Here is a 15,167-nt window from a genome sequence, read left to right as displayed (position 1 = left end):
GCGAACGAAATCTGAAATCTGTTACCTGTCAGCTGTTCGCCGCCCCCGGCCCCCGCCGCTCGATCATCAGACCGACCCCGTCCAGCATCCGCGCCATCCCGAACTCGAACAGCGCCTCCAGGCCCAGGTCGATCTCCGGCCCCCGGTTCATCGCGTCGAACATCGGGAACCGCTCCGGATCCGCCATCAGCCGGGCGTGCTCCTCACCCTCCACCCGGTCCATCCACTCCTCCGCGGACAGCCCGCTGTCCTGCTCGGCCTGCGCCTCCCGCTCGAAGTGGACGGCCAGCCCGCACACGAACGCCGCCAGGGCGACGGCCGCCTGGGCCATCTCCTCGCCGCTCAGACCCCGCCCCGCCAGGGCGGCCATCGACCGCTCGGTGTGCACTGCGGCGTCCGGCGCCAGCACGGGCCGGGTGAAGGACATCGTGGAGGCCAGCCACGGGTGCCGCCGGTAGATCCGCCACTGCAGCCGGGCGACCGTCTCCAGCCCCTCCCGCCAGTCCTCCGCCGGCGGCTGGGGCAGCGGCTGTTCCCCGAACGCCACGTCCGTCATGAGCCGCAACAGCTCGTCCTTGCCGGGCACATGACGGTAGAGCGACATCGTCGCGACGCCCAGATCGGTCGCGACCCGGCGCATCGACAGCGCCGCCAGCCCCTCCTCGTCGGCCACCCGGACGGCCGTCGCGACGATCCGCTCCCGGGTGAGCTCGCCCTCGCCGCCCGCCCGCACCCGCCGCGCCGCGGTCGCCTCAGCCGTCGGCCGCACTTCCCGCGCCGGTTCCCGCCGCGGCTCCCGGGCCCGGACCTCCTCCGGAGCTGCCTTCCCGGCGACCACCGTGCCCACCCCGGGAACGGCCCGTACGAGCCCTTCCTCCCGGAGGCGGTTCAGCACCTTGGTCGCCGTGGCCATCGCGACGCCCCACTCCTGGGTGATCCGCCGGGTCGACGGCACCCGCGCCCCCGGCGCCAACTCCCCTGCCGCGATGCGACGTCGGAGCTCGGCCGCGATCCGCTCCGAGGGACTCCCGCTCTCAGCCACCCGATCCCACCATCAACCTGCCGTTCAACAGCCGTGGTGCCGACAGCAGTTGACGCACCATGCGCCAACCACCGGCCGCCACAGCCGGGTTCACCCGCGATCCGGCCGCACCCGGCCCGATCCGCGTCCGCCCTCAGCCGGCCCTCGGCGCGCCCTCAGCCCGCCCGCCGGGCCAGGTGCACCACGTCCGGCACCCCCCGGGCGACCGGGATCTCGTGCGTCACCACGTCCGAGAACCCCACCGCCCGCAGCGCCTCCTCGAAGGCCGGCGAAGGCTGCGCGCTCCACACCGCCAGCACCCCGCCCGTCCGCAGCCGGTGCCACAGCACCGCGAGCCCGTCCGCGCCGTACAGCCCGTCGTTGGACTCGGTGACGGTCCAGTCCGGCCCGTTGTCGATGTCCAGGCACAGCGCGTCGTAGCGCTCGCCGTCCGCCGCCGCGAGGTACTCCAGCAGGTCGGTGTGGAGCACCTCGACCCGCGCGTCCTCCAGCGCACCGTCGGAGAAGGCGCCGAGCGGGCCGGTCCGGTGCCAGTCGATGATCGCGGTCTCCCGCTCGACGATGGCGATCCGTCCCCAGCGCGGCTCGGCCGCCGCGTACGCCAGCGAGAAGCCGACCCCGAGGCCCCCGATCAGCACCGACGGCCGCTCGACCGGGCCGCCCGTGCGGTCCAGCTCGTCCAGCGCCGCCTGGATCAGCAGCCGCTCCGAGCGCCCGTCGGCGGTGTCCATCAGGAAGCAGCCGTTGGCGATGATCTCGAAGTCCCGACCGCGTTGCCGGAGCACCACCTCGCCGTACGGGCCCTCCCGCCGGTCGAGGGTGACGACGGCCTCGTGGCCGTCGCGTTCGGGCAGTGCGGTGGTCATCCGTCCCCCTTGGTGGACTCGGGCGAACTCGGCTGCGGTGCCGGCCCCGTACGGACGGGGCGGGCACCTGCCCGACAATAGCCGAGTCCGCACCCGGGTCCGTCAGGTCGTGACCAGCACCCCCACGTACGAGACGCCCGCGACGACCACCCAGGACCCGAGTCCGAGCAGGGCGATCCGCCCGCCGGTGCGGGCCATGGTCGGCAGGTGCACCGCACTGCCCAGGCCGAACAGCGCGGCGGCCAGCAGCAGCCCCTGGGCGTCCGCGGCCAGGTCGAGCGCCCGCTCGGGCAGCACCCCGGTGGTCCGCAGGACGATCATCGCGAGGAACCCGGCCACGAACAGCGGCACGATCGGCGGACGGCTGCCGGTCTTCACCGACTTCTCAGCCGACTTCTCACCCGACTCCGCGCTCGACTTATCGCCCGACGCCGCGCCCGCCGCGCCCTCCTCACCCGCCCCGCCCGCCGCTGAGGCCCCCACCGGAGCGCCCACCGGCGCCCCGACCGGAACCTCCGCCAAGGCCGCCACCCGCGCCGCCCGCAGGTTCCGCCGCACCGCCACGGCCACCCCCGCGACCAGCGGCGCCAGCAGCACCACGCGCATCAGCTTGACCAGCACCGCCTCCCGCAGCGCCCCGGCCCCGCCGGTCTGCGCGGTGGCGACGACCTGCCCGACGTCGTGCACGCTCGCCCCGACCCAGCGCCCGAACTCCAGCTCGCCGAGCCCGAGCGGGTGCTGGAGCAGCGGCAGCACGGCGATCGCCAGCGTCCCGCAGAGAGTCACCAGCGCCACCGAGGCCGCGACGTCCTCCTCCTCGCTGCCCGCCGCCTGGCTGACCGCGCCGATCGCCGAGGCCCCGCAGATCGAGTACCCGGTGGCGACCAGCAGCGGCTGGTCCCCGGGCAGGCCGAGCCGCCGGCCCAGCCAGAGCGTGCCCGCGAAGGTGGCCGCGACCACCGCGAGCACCATGGCGACGGTGGCCCAGCCGAGGCCGAGCACGTCGTCCAGGCTGAGCTTGAGCCCGAGCAGGACGATCCCGAGCCGCATCAGCCGCTTCCCGGCCGTGGACAGCCCCGGCCGGGCGATCCCGCGGACCACCGGGCGCAGCCCGGGCAGGTGGGCCACCAGCATGCCGAGCAGGACGGCGGCGGTGAGTTCGGGCACGGCCGGCACCAGCGCGTGGATGCCCAGCGCGGCGGCCACTCCGAGGGCCGCGAGCAGCAGCCCGGGGGCGTCGCCGCGCATCGGGGGCAGTGAGCGGGTGCCGGCGGTGCGGTGCCTGAGGGTCAGTGCCACGCCGCCCTCACTGCTGCCGGTCGGCGGGCAGCCGGTAGACCCGCCGGATGCTGGTGCCGAGCCGCGAGACGTCCGCGCCGTAGACGTGGATGGAGATCGCCGTGCTGCTACAGGAGTTGCGCACCAGGTGGATGTCGCCGGGCGGGGCGAAGGCGGCCACGGTGCCGGCCGGGCCGGCCACGTGCTCGGTCTCGACCAGCCGGGAGGTGGGGCCGTCGGAGACCAGCCGGTAGCGGGTCTCGCTCTCCTGGCCCTGGTGGACGCCGGCCACGCACCAGGAGACGTGGTCGTGGATCGGGGTCTGCTGCCCGGGCAGCCAGACCAGGGCGACGACGGAGAAGCTGCCGTCCCCCTCGGCGTGCAGGACGTGCTGGCGGTAGCGCTGCGGGTCGCCCTCGCGCTGGGCGGGGGTGAGCAGCGCGTCGGGCCCGTCCGGGTCGGCGTGCAGGTGCGGGGCGAGGCGCTCGCCGACCAGGTAGGCGGTGAGCTCCGGCGGGAGCCCGCGGTCCACGACGGCGCGGATCTCACTGATCAGCGCGGTCATCCGCTCGGTGAGCCGGTCGCTGCCGACCGTGGCTGAGGGTGTCATCCCAGCAGGTTCGAACCTATGGACCCATCACGTCCAAGGAGGGTTTGTAAGCAATCTCCCCATCAACGCTTATAGGTCGCCGGGTGGCAGTCCTTGCTCGTCGGTCATGTGACCCGCCGACGGGTCAGCACCCGACCCGGCTCGCCGCCGCCTGCCGCAGGTGGTCCAGCACCAGCCCGGTGGCCGGGATCCGCCGGTGCTCGCGCAGCACGTACGCGCTCACCTGCCGCCGCAGGTGCGGCTCGACGGCCCGTCCGGTGACCTTGCGGTGGCACATGAAGGAGAGCACCAGCGCCGGCATCAGCGCGATCCCGACCCCGGCGGCGACGAGCGACTGCACCGCGAGGTTGTCGTCGGTGGAGAAGACGATGTCCGGTGCGAAGCCCTCCTCCGCACAGACGTGCAGCAGGTTGGCCCGGCAGCGCGGACAGCCGGCGATCCAGCGTTCGCCGCCGAGGTCGGCCAGCCGTACGGCGTGCCGGCGGCCGAGCGGGTGCCCGACCGGCAGCAGCACCGTGAGCAGGTCCTCCATCAGCGGGATCTCGTCCACGCCCTCCGGCACCTCGGCGGCCGCGCCGGGGTACCGGAACGCCAGCGCGATGTCGCACTCCCCGCGCAGCAGCCGCTGGACGGAGTCCGGCGGCTCGGCCTCCAGCAGCTCGACCCGCACACCGGGGTGCTCGGCCAGCAGCCGGGCCATCGCCTGGGGTATCAGGGTGGCGTTGGCGCTGGGGAAGGCGCAGACCCGCACCCGACCGGCGCGCAGCCGGGCCAGCGCGGCGAGCTGCTGCTGGGCGGCGGACATGCTGCCGAGGATCAGCTCGGCGTGCCGGGAGAGCGCCTCGCCGGCCTCGGTGAGCCGCAGTCCGCGCCCGGCCCGGGTGAAGAGCGGGACGCCGACGGTGCGTTCGAGCGCCTTCATCTGCTGGGTGATGGCGGGCTGGGTGTAGCCCAGTTCGCGGGCGGCGGCCGAGTAGGAGCCGGCCCGGACGACCTCGTGGAACGTCCTGATGTGCCGCGAATCGAACACCGGCTCCATGGTCCCTCCCGCCCTCTCGTCCACCGTCGGCAGCCCCGTTCCGGCCGCGCTCCGGTCGTCCACGGGCCGCGCCCGGGCGCCCGAGAATCATAAGAGGAATTTGGAGGTACCGACCCCAACCCCACCCGTACCTATGGTTCAGCCCCGAACCGGCCTTCTCACAGCTGCACCGACCTCACCGCCGCACCAGCCTCACTGCTGCACCGACGGCGGCAGCCCCACCGGCACCCCGGCCTTGGCCACCGGTGCCCCGCCCCGCGCGCTCGGACTGCGCCGGCTGCGCCGCTCCACGAAGCGGGCGAGCCAGGAGAGCAGCAGACACATGCCGATGTAGATCGGCGCGATCACCATCACCACCGGGATGAACGGCAGGTCGTAGTCCAGGTTGGTGGCGATCAGCTTGCCCGCGTGCAGGAACTCCTCGAAGGTGATCAGGAAGCCCAGCGAGGTGTCCTTGAGCGCGACGACCAGCTGACTGATGATGGCCGGCAGCATCGCCCGGTTGGCCTGCGGCACCAGGACGTACGTCATCACCTGGGTCTTGCGCATCCCCAGCGCGAACGCCGCCTCCCGCTGCCCCTTGGGCACCGCGAGCACGCCGGCCCGGAACACCTCGGCCAGCACCGAGCCGTTGTAGAGCACCAGCCCGGCCACCAGCGCCCAGAGCGGCTGCACCTTGAGCGCGACGAAGACGAAGAAGATCATCACCAGCACCGGCATGGCCCGGAAGAACTCCACCACCAGCGTCGCCAGCCAGCGCACCACCCGGTGGTCGGAGAGCCGCCCGGCGGCGAACAGCGCGCCGAACGGCAGCGCGAACAGCACCGTCCAGCCGAAGGCCTGCAAGGTGTTGCCGAGCCCGCGCAGCAGCAGGTCCTGCACGCCCCGGTACTCGAAGGGCTGCCACTTGGCGTACGTGAACTGGTGGGTGTGGAAGAGCATGTAGACCACCCAGCCGATCAGCGCCGCGATCAGCAGCAGCGCGATCCCGCCGTACAACCGGTGCCGGGAGAGCGCCTTCGGGCCGGGGATGTCGTACAGCGCCGAGGATTCAACGCTCATCGGGACACCGCCACTCGTCGTTCCAGCAGGTTGAAGACGGCGCTGATGGCCAGGGTGATGATCAGGTAGCCGACGGCGATCCAGACGAAGGTCCAGATGATGCTGTAGCCCAGCTCGTTGATGGTCCGGTAGGTGCCCAGCAGTTCGGTGACGCTGAACGAGCCGGCGATCGCCGTGTTCTTCGCCAGCGCGATCATCACACTGCCGAGCGGCGCCACCACCGAGCGGTACGCCTGCGGCAGCACCACCAGGCTCATCGTCTGCCCGAAGTTCATGCCGAGGCTGCGGGCCGCCTCGCCCTGCCCGGTCGGCACCGTGTTGATGCCCGACCGCATCGACTCGCAGACGAAGGCCGAGGTGTAGCAGCCCAGCGCGAGCACCGCGAAGGTGTAGAAGGGCAGGGTGATGTCGAACCGGGGCAGGCCCAGCACCACGATGAAGAACAGCAGGGTCAGCGGCGTGTTGCGCAGCACCGTCACCCACAGCGTCCCGAACACCCGCAGCGGCTTCACCGGCGAGACCCGGAAACCCGCGATCAGCACGCCCAGCACCAGCGACAGCACGGCGCTCACCGCGAACAGCGAGAGCGTGCCGAGGAACCCGTCCCAGTAGGTCGACCAGTTGTCGGTCAGCGTTTTCACGGCGCGGCCCTCTCAGTACCGGTCGATCTGCGGCGGGTTCGGCGCCGGTTCCCCGGAGAGGCCGAGGGTCGCCTCGAACGCCCTCCTCCAGTCGCCGTTCTGCATGTGGTGCTCCAGCGCGTCGTTGATCGCGCCGCGCAGCACGGTGTCGTTCTTCGGCACCCCGATGCCGTACGGCTCGGTCGAGAACAGCGGGCCGACCACCTTGAGCTCGTCCGGCACCTTGGCCGCGTAGCCGAGCAGGATCGCGTTGTCCGTGGTCACCGCGTCGACCTGGTTGGTGATCAGGTTGTCCACGCAGGCCGAGTAGGTGTCGTAGCCGATCAGCTTGGCCTTCGGGTACTGCGACTGGATGCGCTGGTACGGCGTCGAGCCGGCCGCCGAGCAGACCTTCTTGCCGTCCAGGTCCTGCGGGCCGTGGATGGTGGTGTTGTTCTTGCGCACCAGCAGCGACTGCCCAGCGATGAAGTACGGGCCGGCGAAGCCGACCAGCTTCTTCCGGTTGTCGTTGATGGTGTAGGTGCCCACGTAGTAGTCCACCTGGCCGTTCTGCAGGGCGGTCTCGCGGTTGGCCGAGGCGATCGTCTTGAACTGGATCCGGTCCGGCGGGAAGCCCAAGGAGGCGCCGACCATCTTGGCGATCTCGATGTCGAAGCCGGAGTACACGCCGGTGGCCGGGTTCTTCTGGCCCAGGTACGGCTGGTCCTCCTTGGCGCCGACCACCAGGTGGCCCCGGCTGCGGGCGGCGTCCAGGGTCGGCGAGCCGGTGATCGCGGAGGCGTCCTGCACCTGGTAGCTGGGCAGGGCGCTGGGCTGCGGGCCCTTGGGCGGCGGGGTGCCGGGCTTGCCGCAACCCGCCACCAGCGCGGTGAACAGCAGGGCGGCGGCGAGCACGCGCCGCCCCGCCCGCGCCACGGGCCTTCCCACAGATCTTCCCGCGGGCCTCGCCGCCGGCGTCGTCTCACGGTTCACGGCGCCGCCTCAGTGCTTCAGGATCTTGGACAGGAAGTCCCGGGCACGATCGCTCTCAGGAGCGCTGAAGAAGTCCTCCGGGGCGCGGTCCTCGACGATCCGGCCGTCGGCCATGAACACCACGCGGTTCGCGGAGGCCCGGGCGAAGCCCATCTCATGGGTGACCACGATCATCGTCATGCCCTCGCTCGCGAGCTGGCGCATGACGTCCAGCACCTCGTTGATCATCTCGGGGTCGAGCGCCGAGGTGGGCTCGTCGAACAGCAGCGCCTTGGGGTCCATCGCCAGCGCGCGGGCGATCGCGACCCGCTGCTGCTGCCCGCCGGAGAGCTGCGCCGGGTACTTGGCCGCCTGGTCGGCGAGGCCCACCCGCTCCAGCAGCGCGCGGGACTTGTCGTCCGCCTCCGCCCTGGGCCGGCCGCGGACCTTGATCTGCGCGAGCGAGACGTTCTGCAGCACGGTCTTGTGCGCGAACAGGTTGAAGGACTGGAACACCATGCCGACCTCGGCGCGCAGCCTGGCCAGCCCCTTGCCCTCCTCGGGTAGCGGCTGGCCGTCGATCAGGATGGTGCCGTCCTCGATCGGCTCCAGCCGGTTGATGGCCCGGCAGAGGGTGGACTTGCCGGAGCCGGACGGGCCGATGACGACGACGACCTCGCCGCGTCCCACCGTCAGCTCGATGTCCTGCAGCACGTGCAGGTCCCCGAAGTGCTTGTTGACCCCGCGCATCTCGATCAGCGGGGTGAAGGCCGATGCGCCGGACGGAGCCGGCCCGGGGGCTGTGGTCACCTGCTGCGCCGTCCCTTCAGCAGCCAGCCCAGCGCGACGCCCGCGATCAGCGTGGCCAGCAGCGCGATCCAGAGCGGCGCGGTGACGGTGAAGACCCAGAACTGGATCTTGACCTTGTCGAGGTTGGCGAACAGGAACCACACGGCGAGGACGACGATGGCGCCGATCCCGATGTAGCGCGTGGGAATCCCGCCGATCTCACCGCGCGGGGAGCGGGACGAGCCGTCTGAAATCTTGGTCACCGGAGCAGTCTGCGGGCCGGGCGGCCGATTTGCCCGGTTACGCGCCCCTCCGGGCCAGGGAGTAACCCGTACGGGGCAATCCGGCCCCGTACGGGTTTGAAGCCCCCTCCTGCCCGGACGGCCCGCTCCCCGCTCGTCCCGCCCCGGGGCGTCGCGCTACCGCTCGTCCCGCCAGGACCGCCAGAGCGCCGCGTACGGACCCCCCGCCGCGACCAGGTCCGGGTGGCTGCCGTACTCGCTGATCCGCCCGCCCTCGACCACCGCGATCACGTCCGCGTCGTGCGCGGTGTGCAGCCGGTGGGCGATGGCGATGACCGTCCGGCCCTCCAGCACCCTGGAGAGCGAGCGCTCCAGGTGCCGGGCGGCCCGCGGGTCCAGCAGGGAGGTGGCCTCGTCCAGCACCAGGGTGTGCGGATCGGCCAGCACCAGCCGGGCCAGCGCCAGCTGCTGGGCCTGCGGCGGGGTCAGCGAGGTGCCGCCGGAGCCGACCTCGGTGTCCAGGCCCTCCGGCAGGGCGTCCACCCAGGCCCCGGCCTCCACCGCGTCCAGCGCGGCCCGCAGCTCGGTGTCGTCCGCGTCGGGCGCGGCCAGCCGCAGGTTGTCCCGCAGGGTGCCGACGAAGACGTGGTGCTCCTGGTTCACCAGGGCGACCTGCGCGCGCACCCGCTCGGCCGGCATCCGCGCCAGCGCCGCACCGCCGAGGGTCACGCTGCCGCGGCCGGGGGCGTAGATCCCCGCCAGCAGCCGGCCGAGCGTGGACTTGCCCGCGCCCGACGGCCCGACCAGCGCGACCCGGCTGCCCGGGGCGACGTCCAGGCTGATGCCGTGCAGGACGTCGGCGCCCTCCCGGTAGCCGAACCGGACGTCCTTCGCCTCGACCCGACGGCCGTCCGGCCGGGCGGACTCGTCCCCCTCGTGCTCCGGCACCTCGCGCACGCCGACCAGCCGGGCCAGCGAGGCCTGGCCGATCTGGAGCTCGTCGTACCAGCGCAGGATCAGGTCCACCGGGCCGGTCAGCATCTGCGCGTAGAGCACGCCGGTGGTCAACTGGCCCACGGTGATCCAGCCCCGGAGGGTGAACAGCCCGCCGAGCACCAGGGTGGCGAGCACCGCCGAGGTGTAGACCGCGTCGATGGTCGGGAACCAGACCGAGCGCAGCCACAGGGTGTACCGCTCCCAGGCCAGCCACTCGCGCAGCTTGCGGTCGGTCAGCCGGACCCGCTGGTCGCCCAGCCGCAGGGCCTCGACCGTCCGCCCGGCGTCGACCGTCTCGGCCAGCACGTTGCTCACCGCCGCGTACCCGGCCGACTCGCTGCGGTAGGACTGCGGCGCGCGCCGGAAGTACCAGCGGGAGCTGACCAGCAGCAGCGGCAGGCCGACCAGCGAGGTCAGTGCGAGCAGCGGCGAGGTGACCAGCAGCGCACCGAGCACCAGGAACAACGACACCACGGCGACGGCGAGTTCGGGCACCGCCTCGCGCACCGACTTGTCCAGCCGGTCGATGTCGGTGGTGCCCCGGGAGACCAGGTCCCCGGTGCCGGCCCGTTCCAGCACCCCGGTCGGCAGGGCCACCGAGCGGACCAGGAAGTCCTCGCGCAGGTCGGCCAGCACCTTCTCGCCGAGCACCGCGCCACGCATCCGCGACCAGCCGGTGAACGCCGCCTGCGCCACCAGGGCCAGCAGGTACCAGGCGACCGCCACCGTGATGGTGGACCCGGCCGTCCCGGTGGCCAGCGACTCGACCAGGCGGCCGAGCACCCAGGGCCCGACCAGCCCGGCCAGCGTGGCCGTCGAGTGCAGTGTCACCACCGCGGAGAACCCGCGGCGGTGCCGCCGCGCGAGCAGCAGCAGGTACCCGCGCACGGCGGCCGGGGAGCCGACCGGCAGGGTGGTGGGCGGCCCCTGCTCCTCCTGGACGGGGGGCTTCATGACGTACTCCTCACGTGCGTGGCAGGGAAGTTGACGGTGGTCCTCATACGGCCCCACCCACCGGGCGGGCCGCTTCCTCGTCGCGGGTGACCACGGCCCGGTAGGCCGGCTCGGTCCGCATCAGCTCACGGTGCCGCCCGGCCGCGACGACCCGGCCCTCCTGCAGCAGCACCACCCGGTCCGCCTGGTCGAGCAGCAGCGGGCTGGTCGCGAACACCACGGTGGTGCGGCCGGCTCGGGTGTCCCGCAGCCCGGAGGCGATCCGCGACTCGGTGTGCGCGTCCACCGCGCTGGTGGGCTCGTCCAGCACCAGCACCGGAGGGTCCGCCAGCAGGGCGCGGGCCAGCGCGAGCCGCTGGCGCTGCCCGCCGGAGAGCGAGCGTCCGCGCTCGGTGATCCGGGCGCGCATCGGGTCTCCCCCGCACTCCGGCGAGCCCTCCACCAGGGCCTCCAGCACGTCGTCGGACCGGGCCGCCGCGAGGGCCTCGGCCGCCGGGACCCGCCCCGAGGACGGGATGTCGAACAGCTCGGCCAGCGTGCCGGAGAGCAGCACCGGCTCCTTGTCGTGGACCAGCACCGCCGCCCTGGCCTCGGCCAACGGCACCGCGTCCAGCTCCGTGCCGCCGAGCCGCGCCGAGGCCTGTGCCCGTTCGCCCTCGGCCAACGGGACGTGGCCGCCGAGCCGCTCGGCCAGCGCCCCGGCGTAGTCCGGGTCCCCGCAGACCACCGCGGTCAGCTCGCCGGCCCGCGCCGTCAGCCCGCTCGCCGGGTCGTGCAGGTCGGCCTTGTCCGGCCTGGCCAGCGCGGCTTCGGCCGTACCGGTGGTCCGGTCCAACGAGAGCACCCGGACGGCCCGCCCGGCGGAGACCCGGGCCACGCTCCAGGCGTGCGCCGCCTCACCCAGGATGCGCAGCGGAGCGGCCAGGAAGGCCGTCGCGCCGTACACCGCGATCAGGGTGCCGACGGCGAGCTCGCCGGAGGCCACCAGCCGGGCGCCGTACCAGGTGACGCCGACCACGAACAGGCCGGGCAGCAGCACCTGTTGGGCCTGCATCAGCGACCAGATCCGGGACGACCGGACGGCCGCCGCCCGGACCTTCTGGGACGCGGCGCGGTACCGCTCCAGGAACAGCTCCTCGCCGCCGATGCCGCGCAGCACCCGCAGCCCCGCGACGGTGTCGGCCGCCAGCTCGGTGGCCTTGCCGCCGAGGGCGCGCTGCTGTTCGTAGCGCCGCTCGAACGGCCCGATCAGCGGCCAGACGGAGGCCGCCAGCACCGGGACGCCGAGCAGCACCCCGGCCCCGAGCACCGGATCGACCGTCAGGACCACCACGCTGACGGCCAGCCAGACGATCACCGCGGACCGGACCCGGGCGACCAGCTCGACGTACCAGCCGATCCGCTCGACGTCCCCGCTGCCGACCGCGACGACCTCGCCGGTGGCGATCCGGCGGGACAGCCCGGCCCCGAGGTGCGAGGCCTGCCGGGCCACCAACTGCCGTACGTGGGTGGCCGCGTGGATCCAGTTCCAGACCGCCTGGCGGTGCAACAGCACGGTGCCGACCGAAGCGCCCGCGCCCAGCAGCAGCAGGAGCCCGGCGGCCCGCCAGATCCCGCCGGCGTCGCCGTCCACGGCGGCCTGCACGCCGAGCCCGAGCGGTATCGGCAGGGCGGCCTGGCCCCCCATCTCGACCAGCGCCCAGAGGGTGGCGAGCAGCTGCCCGCGCCGCTGGCTGCGCTGCAGCCAGCGCAGGAAGGCCAGGGGTGAGGAGAGGTCGGGACGGCCGGGATCGGCCAACGGCAGGGGGGTGAGCAGCATGACACTCCGATACGAGCGGTGCGCGGGCGCGGGGCACGGGCGCACAGGGGTGCGGGGGAGCCAGGAAGCAGGGGGAACAGGGCCCACGGAGCGCCTCAGCACCGTGCGCGCAGCACGCACAGCGACGGAACGGCAGGCGGCCCGGGCCAGCGGGCGGAGGATGCGCGGCGCTGCGGCACGGCGCCCGGCGCGACATCGACGCTGCGTCCGGAGCGGACACCGGACGGACATGGAATGGGCACGAAGGGCCCGGAAGTCAGGAGGTCATGGCCGCGAGCCTGCCAACCTCGATGTGATCCGCGCAACAGGTTTTTCCTCCGCCGACCGCGCGCGCCACGCCCCGCCCGCCACGCGCCGGGCCCGCACTCCCCCTGTGCGCCCCCGCGGGTTCCCGGCAGGCTTCCCGCGAGCCCCCCGCACGTCCCCCACCAGGGCGGTTCCGCCCCGTCACCGGCCGGCCGCCGCCCAGGCCAAACCCCCGCAAAGCTTCACCCAAGATTCGCCCGTTCGGCGGGAACAATCACACCAGGACACCAGTTGCCCCCACTGGAACAGCAGGACAATCAGGAGGGCACCTCTTCCCGTGAGCAGCATCCCCACCGTCACCCTCAACGACGGCGCGCAGATCCCGCAGCTCGGCTTCGGCGTGTGGCAGGTCCCGGACGCCGAGGCCACCCCCGCCGTCCGCGCCGCGATCGAGTCGGGCTACCGCTCCATCGACACCGCGGCCATCTACGAGAACGAGGCCGGCACCGGCGCGGCGATCACCGAGGCGCTGGCGGGCGGCGTGGCCCGCGAGGACCTCTACGTCACCACCAAGCTGTGGAACTCGGGTACCCGCGACTGGTCCGGCGAGCAGGGCCGCGACGCGGTGCTGCGCGAGTTCGACGCCTCGCTGGCCAAGCTCGGCCTCGACCAGCTCGACCTGTACCTGATCCACTGGCCGCGCCCGATGCACGGCGACAGCTACCTGAACATCTGGAAGGCCTTCGAGCAGCTGAAGGCGGACGGCAAGGTCAAGTCGATCGGCGTCTCCAACTTCGGCACCGAGCAGCTGACGCGCCTGCTGGACGAGGCCTCCGTCGCCCCGGCCCTGAACCAGGTCGAGCTGCACCCGTACTTCCCGCAGACGGAGCTGCGCGCGTTCCACGCCGAGCACGGCATCGCCACCGAGGCGTGGAGCCCGCTGGGCCAGGGCAAGGAGCTGCTCGCCGAGCCCGCACTGGTGAAGATCGCCGAGAAGCACGGCCGCACGGTCGCCCAGGTGGTGCTGCGCTGGCACCTCCAGAGCGGTGTGATCGCCATCCCGAAGTCGGTCACCCCGTCCCGGATCCGGGAGAACCTGGACGTCGCCGGCTTCGAGCTGGACGCCGAGGACCTCGCGGCGATCGCCGCCGTGGCCACCGGCAAGCGGATCGGCCCGGACCCGCAGGAGTTCGACTGGAACTGACGCGCCCGGGGTCCCGGCTCCCGGGCCCCCGAACCGTCTGAGCACCCGACCGGCTGACCACCGGTCGCACGAAGACCGCCCGCACCTCTACAGGAGCGGGCGGCCTTCGGTGTGCCCCGATGCGCCAAAGCCCATGGCCATGGACCCTCAGCGTTTTGGCGAATCGTTTTGGCTACGGTGGCGAACTTTTGACCTACAGCCTGCCCGCCTTGGCGATGAGCGCGAGCGCGGCCTCGTGCTCACCCTCCTCCAGCGGTGCCAGCAGCAGCCGCTGGACCTCGGCCACCCCAGCGGCCGAGCGGTGCAGCAGGTCCTGTCCCGCCGGTGAGAGCGAGAGCAGGTTGCGCCGTCCGTCCGAGGGGTCGCGCCGACGCTGCACCAGACCGCGGCGCACCAGCCGGCTGACCATCTCGGCCATCGTGGCCTTGTCCAGCGAGGCCAGCTCGCCGACCGTGCGCTGGTCGGCGCCCGGTTCCAGCTCCAACGCGTCCAGCACCGCGTACTGCGGAGCCGTCAGCTCGGCGCCCACGTGCTCCGACCAGAGCTTGGTGTGCACCTGCTGGCTCACCCTGATCAGGTAGCCGATCGCCCGCTGGGCGTCCAGTATCGGCCGCGCGTCGGTGATGACGGCGACCGCCGCGGGCTCCAGCCTGGCTATCTTGGCCATCACCCGGACGATCTCGACCTGTTCCTCCGCCGTGAGCGGTTCGAACAGGACGCGCTGAACGCGGACCACACCACCGGTGGCCTCGCGCACCGCCTGGGCGCCGCCCTGCGAGAGGGCCAGCAGCTTGCGCCGGCCGTCGGCCGGGTCGCGCCTGCGCAGCACCAGGCCACGACGGACCAGCCGCGCGACCATCTCGGCCATCGTGGCCTTGTCGAGCGAGGCCCGCTCGCCGACCGTCCGCTGGTCCGCACCCGGTTCCAGGGCCAGGACCAGCAGCACGGCGAACTGCGGAGCCGTGAGATCGGCTCCGACGTGTTCGGACCACAAGCGGGTGTGGACCTGCTGTGCCACGCGAATCAGGTGTCCTGGCGACTGCTGCAGTCGCGTAGACACGCGGGTTGTCGGGATCTCCCCCAGCACCATGTATCCGTCCCGATGTCACACCCGGTGTGTGTGGGACACCCGGGTGGGGCAGTAACGGCGAGTGGGCGTCCAGCTATGAGGGAGGGCGCTCCAGCCGTGCAGCCGGTGGCTGCTGGCGGACACTATACAAACGGCGGGCCCTTGCTGGCAGGCAGGGGCGGATAGTAGACGCAGGTTCGGCAACATTGGCATATTTACTCGCTGCGAACAGCTTGCAGTAACCCGTTCTCAGCAGAAAGCCGACCGGTCGGTCCTTACCCACCGTCACCTGCGTCTCTCCACCCTGGCCGCTCCCCCTACCCGCCGGTAGGGTGTGGCCACCCTCTCCGGGGGCTCTC

At 72.8% G+C, this 15,167-nt stretch carries 14 protein-coding genes; 1 reads left to right on the top strand and 13 read right to left on the bottom strand.

Going from position 1 to position 15,167, the window contains the following annotated elements; genetic code table 11:
* Positions 1 to 28 precede the first annotated feature (28 nt).
* The 12 genes from ACWDCZ_RS08895 to ACWDCZ_RS08840 all read right to left on the bottom strand — a co-directional run bounded on the left by ACWDCZ_RS08895 (position 29) and on the right by ACWDCZ_RS08840 (position 12,289).
* Entirely contained in the window at positions 29 to 1,042 is a 1,014-nt protein-coding gene (locus ACWDCZ_RS08895) for a TetR/AcrR family transcriptional regulator C-terminal domain-containing protein (protein ID WP_449815575.1), read from the bottom strand.
* Positions 1,043 to 1,197: 155 nt separating this feature from the next.
* Positions 1,198 to 1,908 carry a spermidine synthase family protein gene (locus ACWDCZ_RS08890; protein ID WP_117492522.1) on the bottom strand — a complete coding sequence of 237 codons (711 nt, stop codon included), beginning with the start codon at positions 1,906 to 1,908 and terminating at the stop codon, positions 1,198 to 1,200.
* 102 nt (positions 1,909 to 2,010) lie between these two features.
* Complete coding sequence (locus ACWDCZ_RS08885) at positions 2,011 to 3,156, bottom strand: YeiH family protein (protein ID WP_449815585.1); 1,146 nt, start codon at positions 3,154 to 3,156, stop codon at positions 2,011 to 2,013.
* A 58-nt stretch (positions 3,157 to 3,214) separates the two neighbouring features.
* Positions 3,215 to 3,796 carry a cysteine dioxygenase family protein gene (locus ACWDCZ_RS08880; RefSeq protein ID WP_074004375.1) on the bottom strand — a complete coding sequence of 194 codons (582 nt, stop codon included), beginning with the start codon at positions 3,794 to 3,796 and terminating at the stop codon, positions 3,215 to 3,217.
* A 124-nt stretch (positions 3,797 to 3,920) separates the two neighbouring features.
* On the bottom strand, positions 3,921 to 4,826 hold the full coding sequence (locus ACWDCZ_RS08875; protein WP_049649505.1) for a LysR family transcriptional regulator: 906 nt from the start codon (positions 4,824 to 4,826) through the stop codon (positions 3,921 to 3,923).
* Between the two features lie 201 nt (positions 4,827 to 5,027).
* Positions 5,028 to 5,897 (bottom strand): amino acid ABC transporter permease, encoded by an 870-nt coding sequence (locus ACWDCZ_RS08870; protein ID WP_380660108.1) that lies wholly within the window; start codon positions 5,895 to 5,897, stop codon positions 5,028 to 5,030.
* Complete coding sequence (locus ACWDCZ_RS08865) at positions 5,894 to 6,538, bottom strand: amino acid ABC transporter permease (protein ID WP_074004373.1); 645 nt, start codon at positions 6,536 to 6,538, stop codon at positions 5,894 to 5,896. The genes ACWDCZ_RS08870 and ACWDCZ_RS08865 overlap by 4 nt, the downstream gene beginning before the upstream one ends.
* Positions 6,539 to 6,550: 12 nt before the next feature.
* Entirely contained in the window at positions 6,551 to 7,453 is a 903-nt protein-coding gene (locus ACWDCZ_RS08860) for a glutamate ABC transporter substrate-binding protein (protein WP_074004372.1), read from the bottom strand.
* Between the two features lie 66 nt (positions 7,454 to 7,519).
* Entirely contained in the window at positions 7,520 to 8,248 is a 729-nt protein-coding gene (locus ACWDCZ_RS08855) for an amino acid ABC transporter ATP-binding protein (protein ID WP_206745852.1), read from the bottom strand.
* 47 nt (positions 8,249 to 8,295) lie between these two features.
* Entirely contained in the window at positions 8,296 to 8,541 is a 246-nt protein-coding gene (locus tag ACWDCZ_RS08850; protein WP_049649495.1) for a lipopolysaccharide assembly protein LapA domain-containing protein, read from the bottom strand.
* 156 nt (positions 8,542 to 8,697) lie between these two features.
* The gene (locus ACWDCZ_RS08845) at positions 8,698 to 10,470 is read right to left on the bottom strand and encodes an ABC transporter ATP-binding protein (protein ID WP_449815574.1); all 1,773 of its coding nucleotides are present in this window, start codon (positions 10,468 to 10,470) and stop codon (positions 8,698 to 8,700) included.
* 43 nt (positions 10,471 to 10,513) lie between these two features.
* Positions 10,514 to 12,289 carry an ABC transporter transmembrane domain-containing protein gene (locus tag ACWDCZ_RS08840; RefSeq protein ID WP_117492534.1) on the bottom strand — a complete coding sequence of 592 codons (1,776 nt, stop codon included), beginning with the start codon at positions 12,287 to 12,289 and terminating at the stop codon, positions 10,514 to 10,516.
* A 583-nt stretch (positions 12,290 to 12,872) separates the two neighbouring features.
* Here ACWDCZ_RS08840 and ACWDCZ_RS08835 point away from each other — a divergent pair.
* On the top strand, positions 12,873 to 13,739 hold the full coding sequence (locus ACWDCZ_RS08835) for an aldo/keto reductase (protein ID WP_049649492.1): 867 nt from the start codon (positions 12,873 to 12,875) through the stop codon (positions 13,737 to 13,739).
* A gap of 193 nt (positions 13,740 to 13,932) precedes the next feature.
* Here the strand turns inward: ACWDCZ_RS08835 and ACWDCZ_RS08830 are convergent, their stop codons facing one another.
* Positions 13,933 to 14,757 carry a MarR family winged helix-turn-helix transcriptional regulator gene (locus ACWDCZ_RS08830; protein ID WP_053111942.1) on the bottom strand — a complete coding sequence of 275 codons (825 nt, stop codon included), beginning with the start codon at positions 14,755 to 14,757 and terminating at the stop codon, positions 13,933 to 13,935.
* Between the last annotated feature and the right edge of the window lie 410 nt (positions 14,758 to 15,167).

This window comes from Kitasatospora sp. NPDC001225, assembly GCF_053597855.1.
The sequence above is the reverse complement of the archived record's forward strand: the minus strand, read 5'-3'. Positions and strand labels throughout refer to the sequence as shown.

Coding starts and splice junctions, on each gene's coding strand:
- ACWDCZ_RS08890 (WP_117492522.1), bottom strand. CDS start 1,908: ATGACCACCGCACTGCCCGAACGCGACGGCCACGAGGCCGTCGTCACC.
- ACWDCZ_RS08885 (WP_449815585.1), bottom strand. CDS start 3,156: ATGCGCGGCGACGCCCCCGGGCTGCTGCTCGCGGCCCTCGGAGTGGCC.
- ACWDCZ_RS08880 (WP_074004375.1), bottom strand. CDS start 3,796: ATGACACCCTCAGCCACGGTCGGCAGCGACCGGCTCACCGAGCGGATG.
- ACWDCZ_RS08870 (WP_380660108.1), bottom strand. CDS start 5,897: ATGAGCGTTGAATCCTCGGCGCTGTACGACATCCCCGGCCCGAAGGCG.
- ACWDCZ_RS08845 (WP_449815574.1), bottom strand. CDS start 10,470: ATGAAGCCCCCCGTCCAGGAGGAGCAGGGGCCGCCCACCACCCTGCCG.
- ACWDCZ_RS08840 (WP_117492534.1), bottom strand. CDS start 12,289: ATGCTGCTCACCCCCCTGCCGTTGGCCGATCCCGGCCGTCCCGACCTC.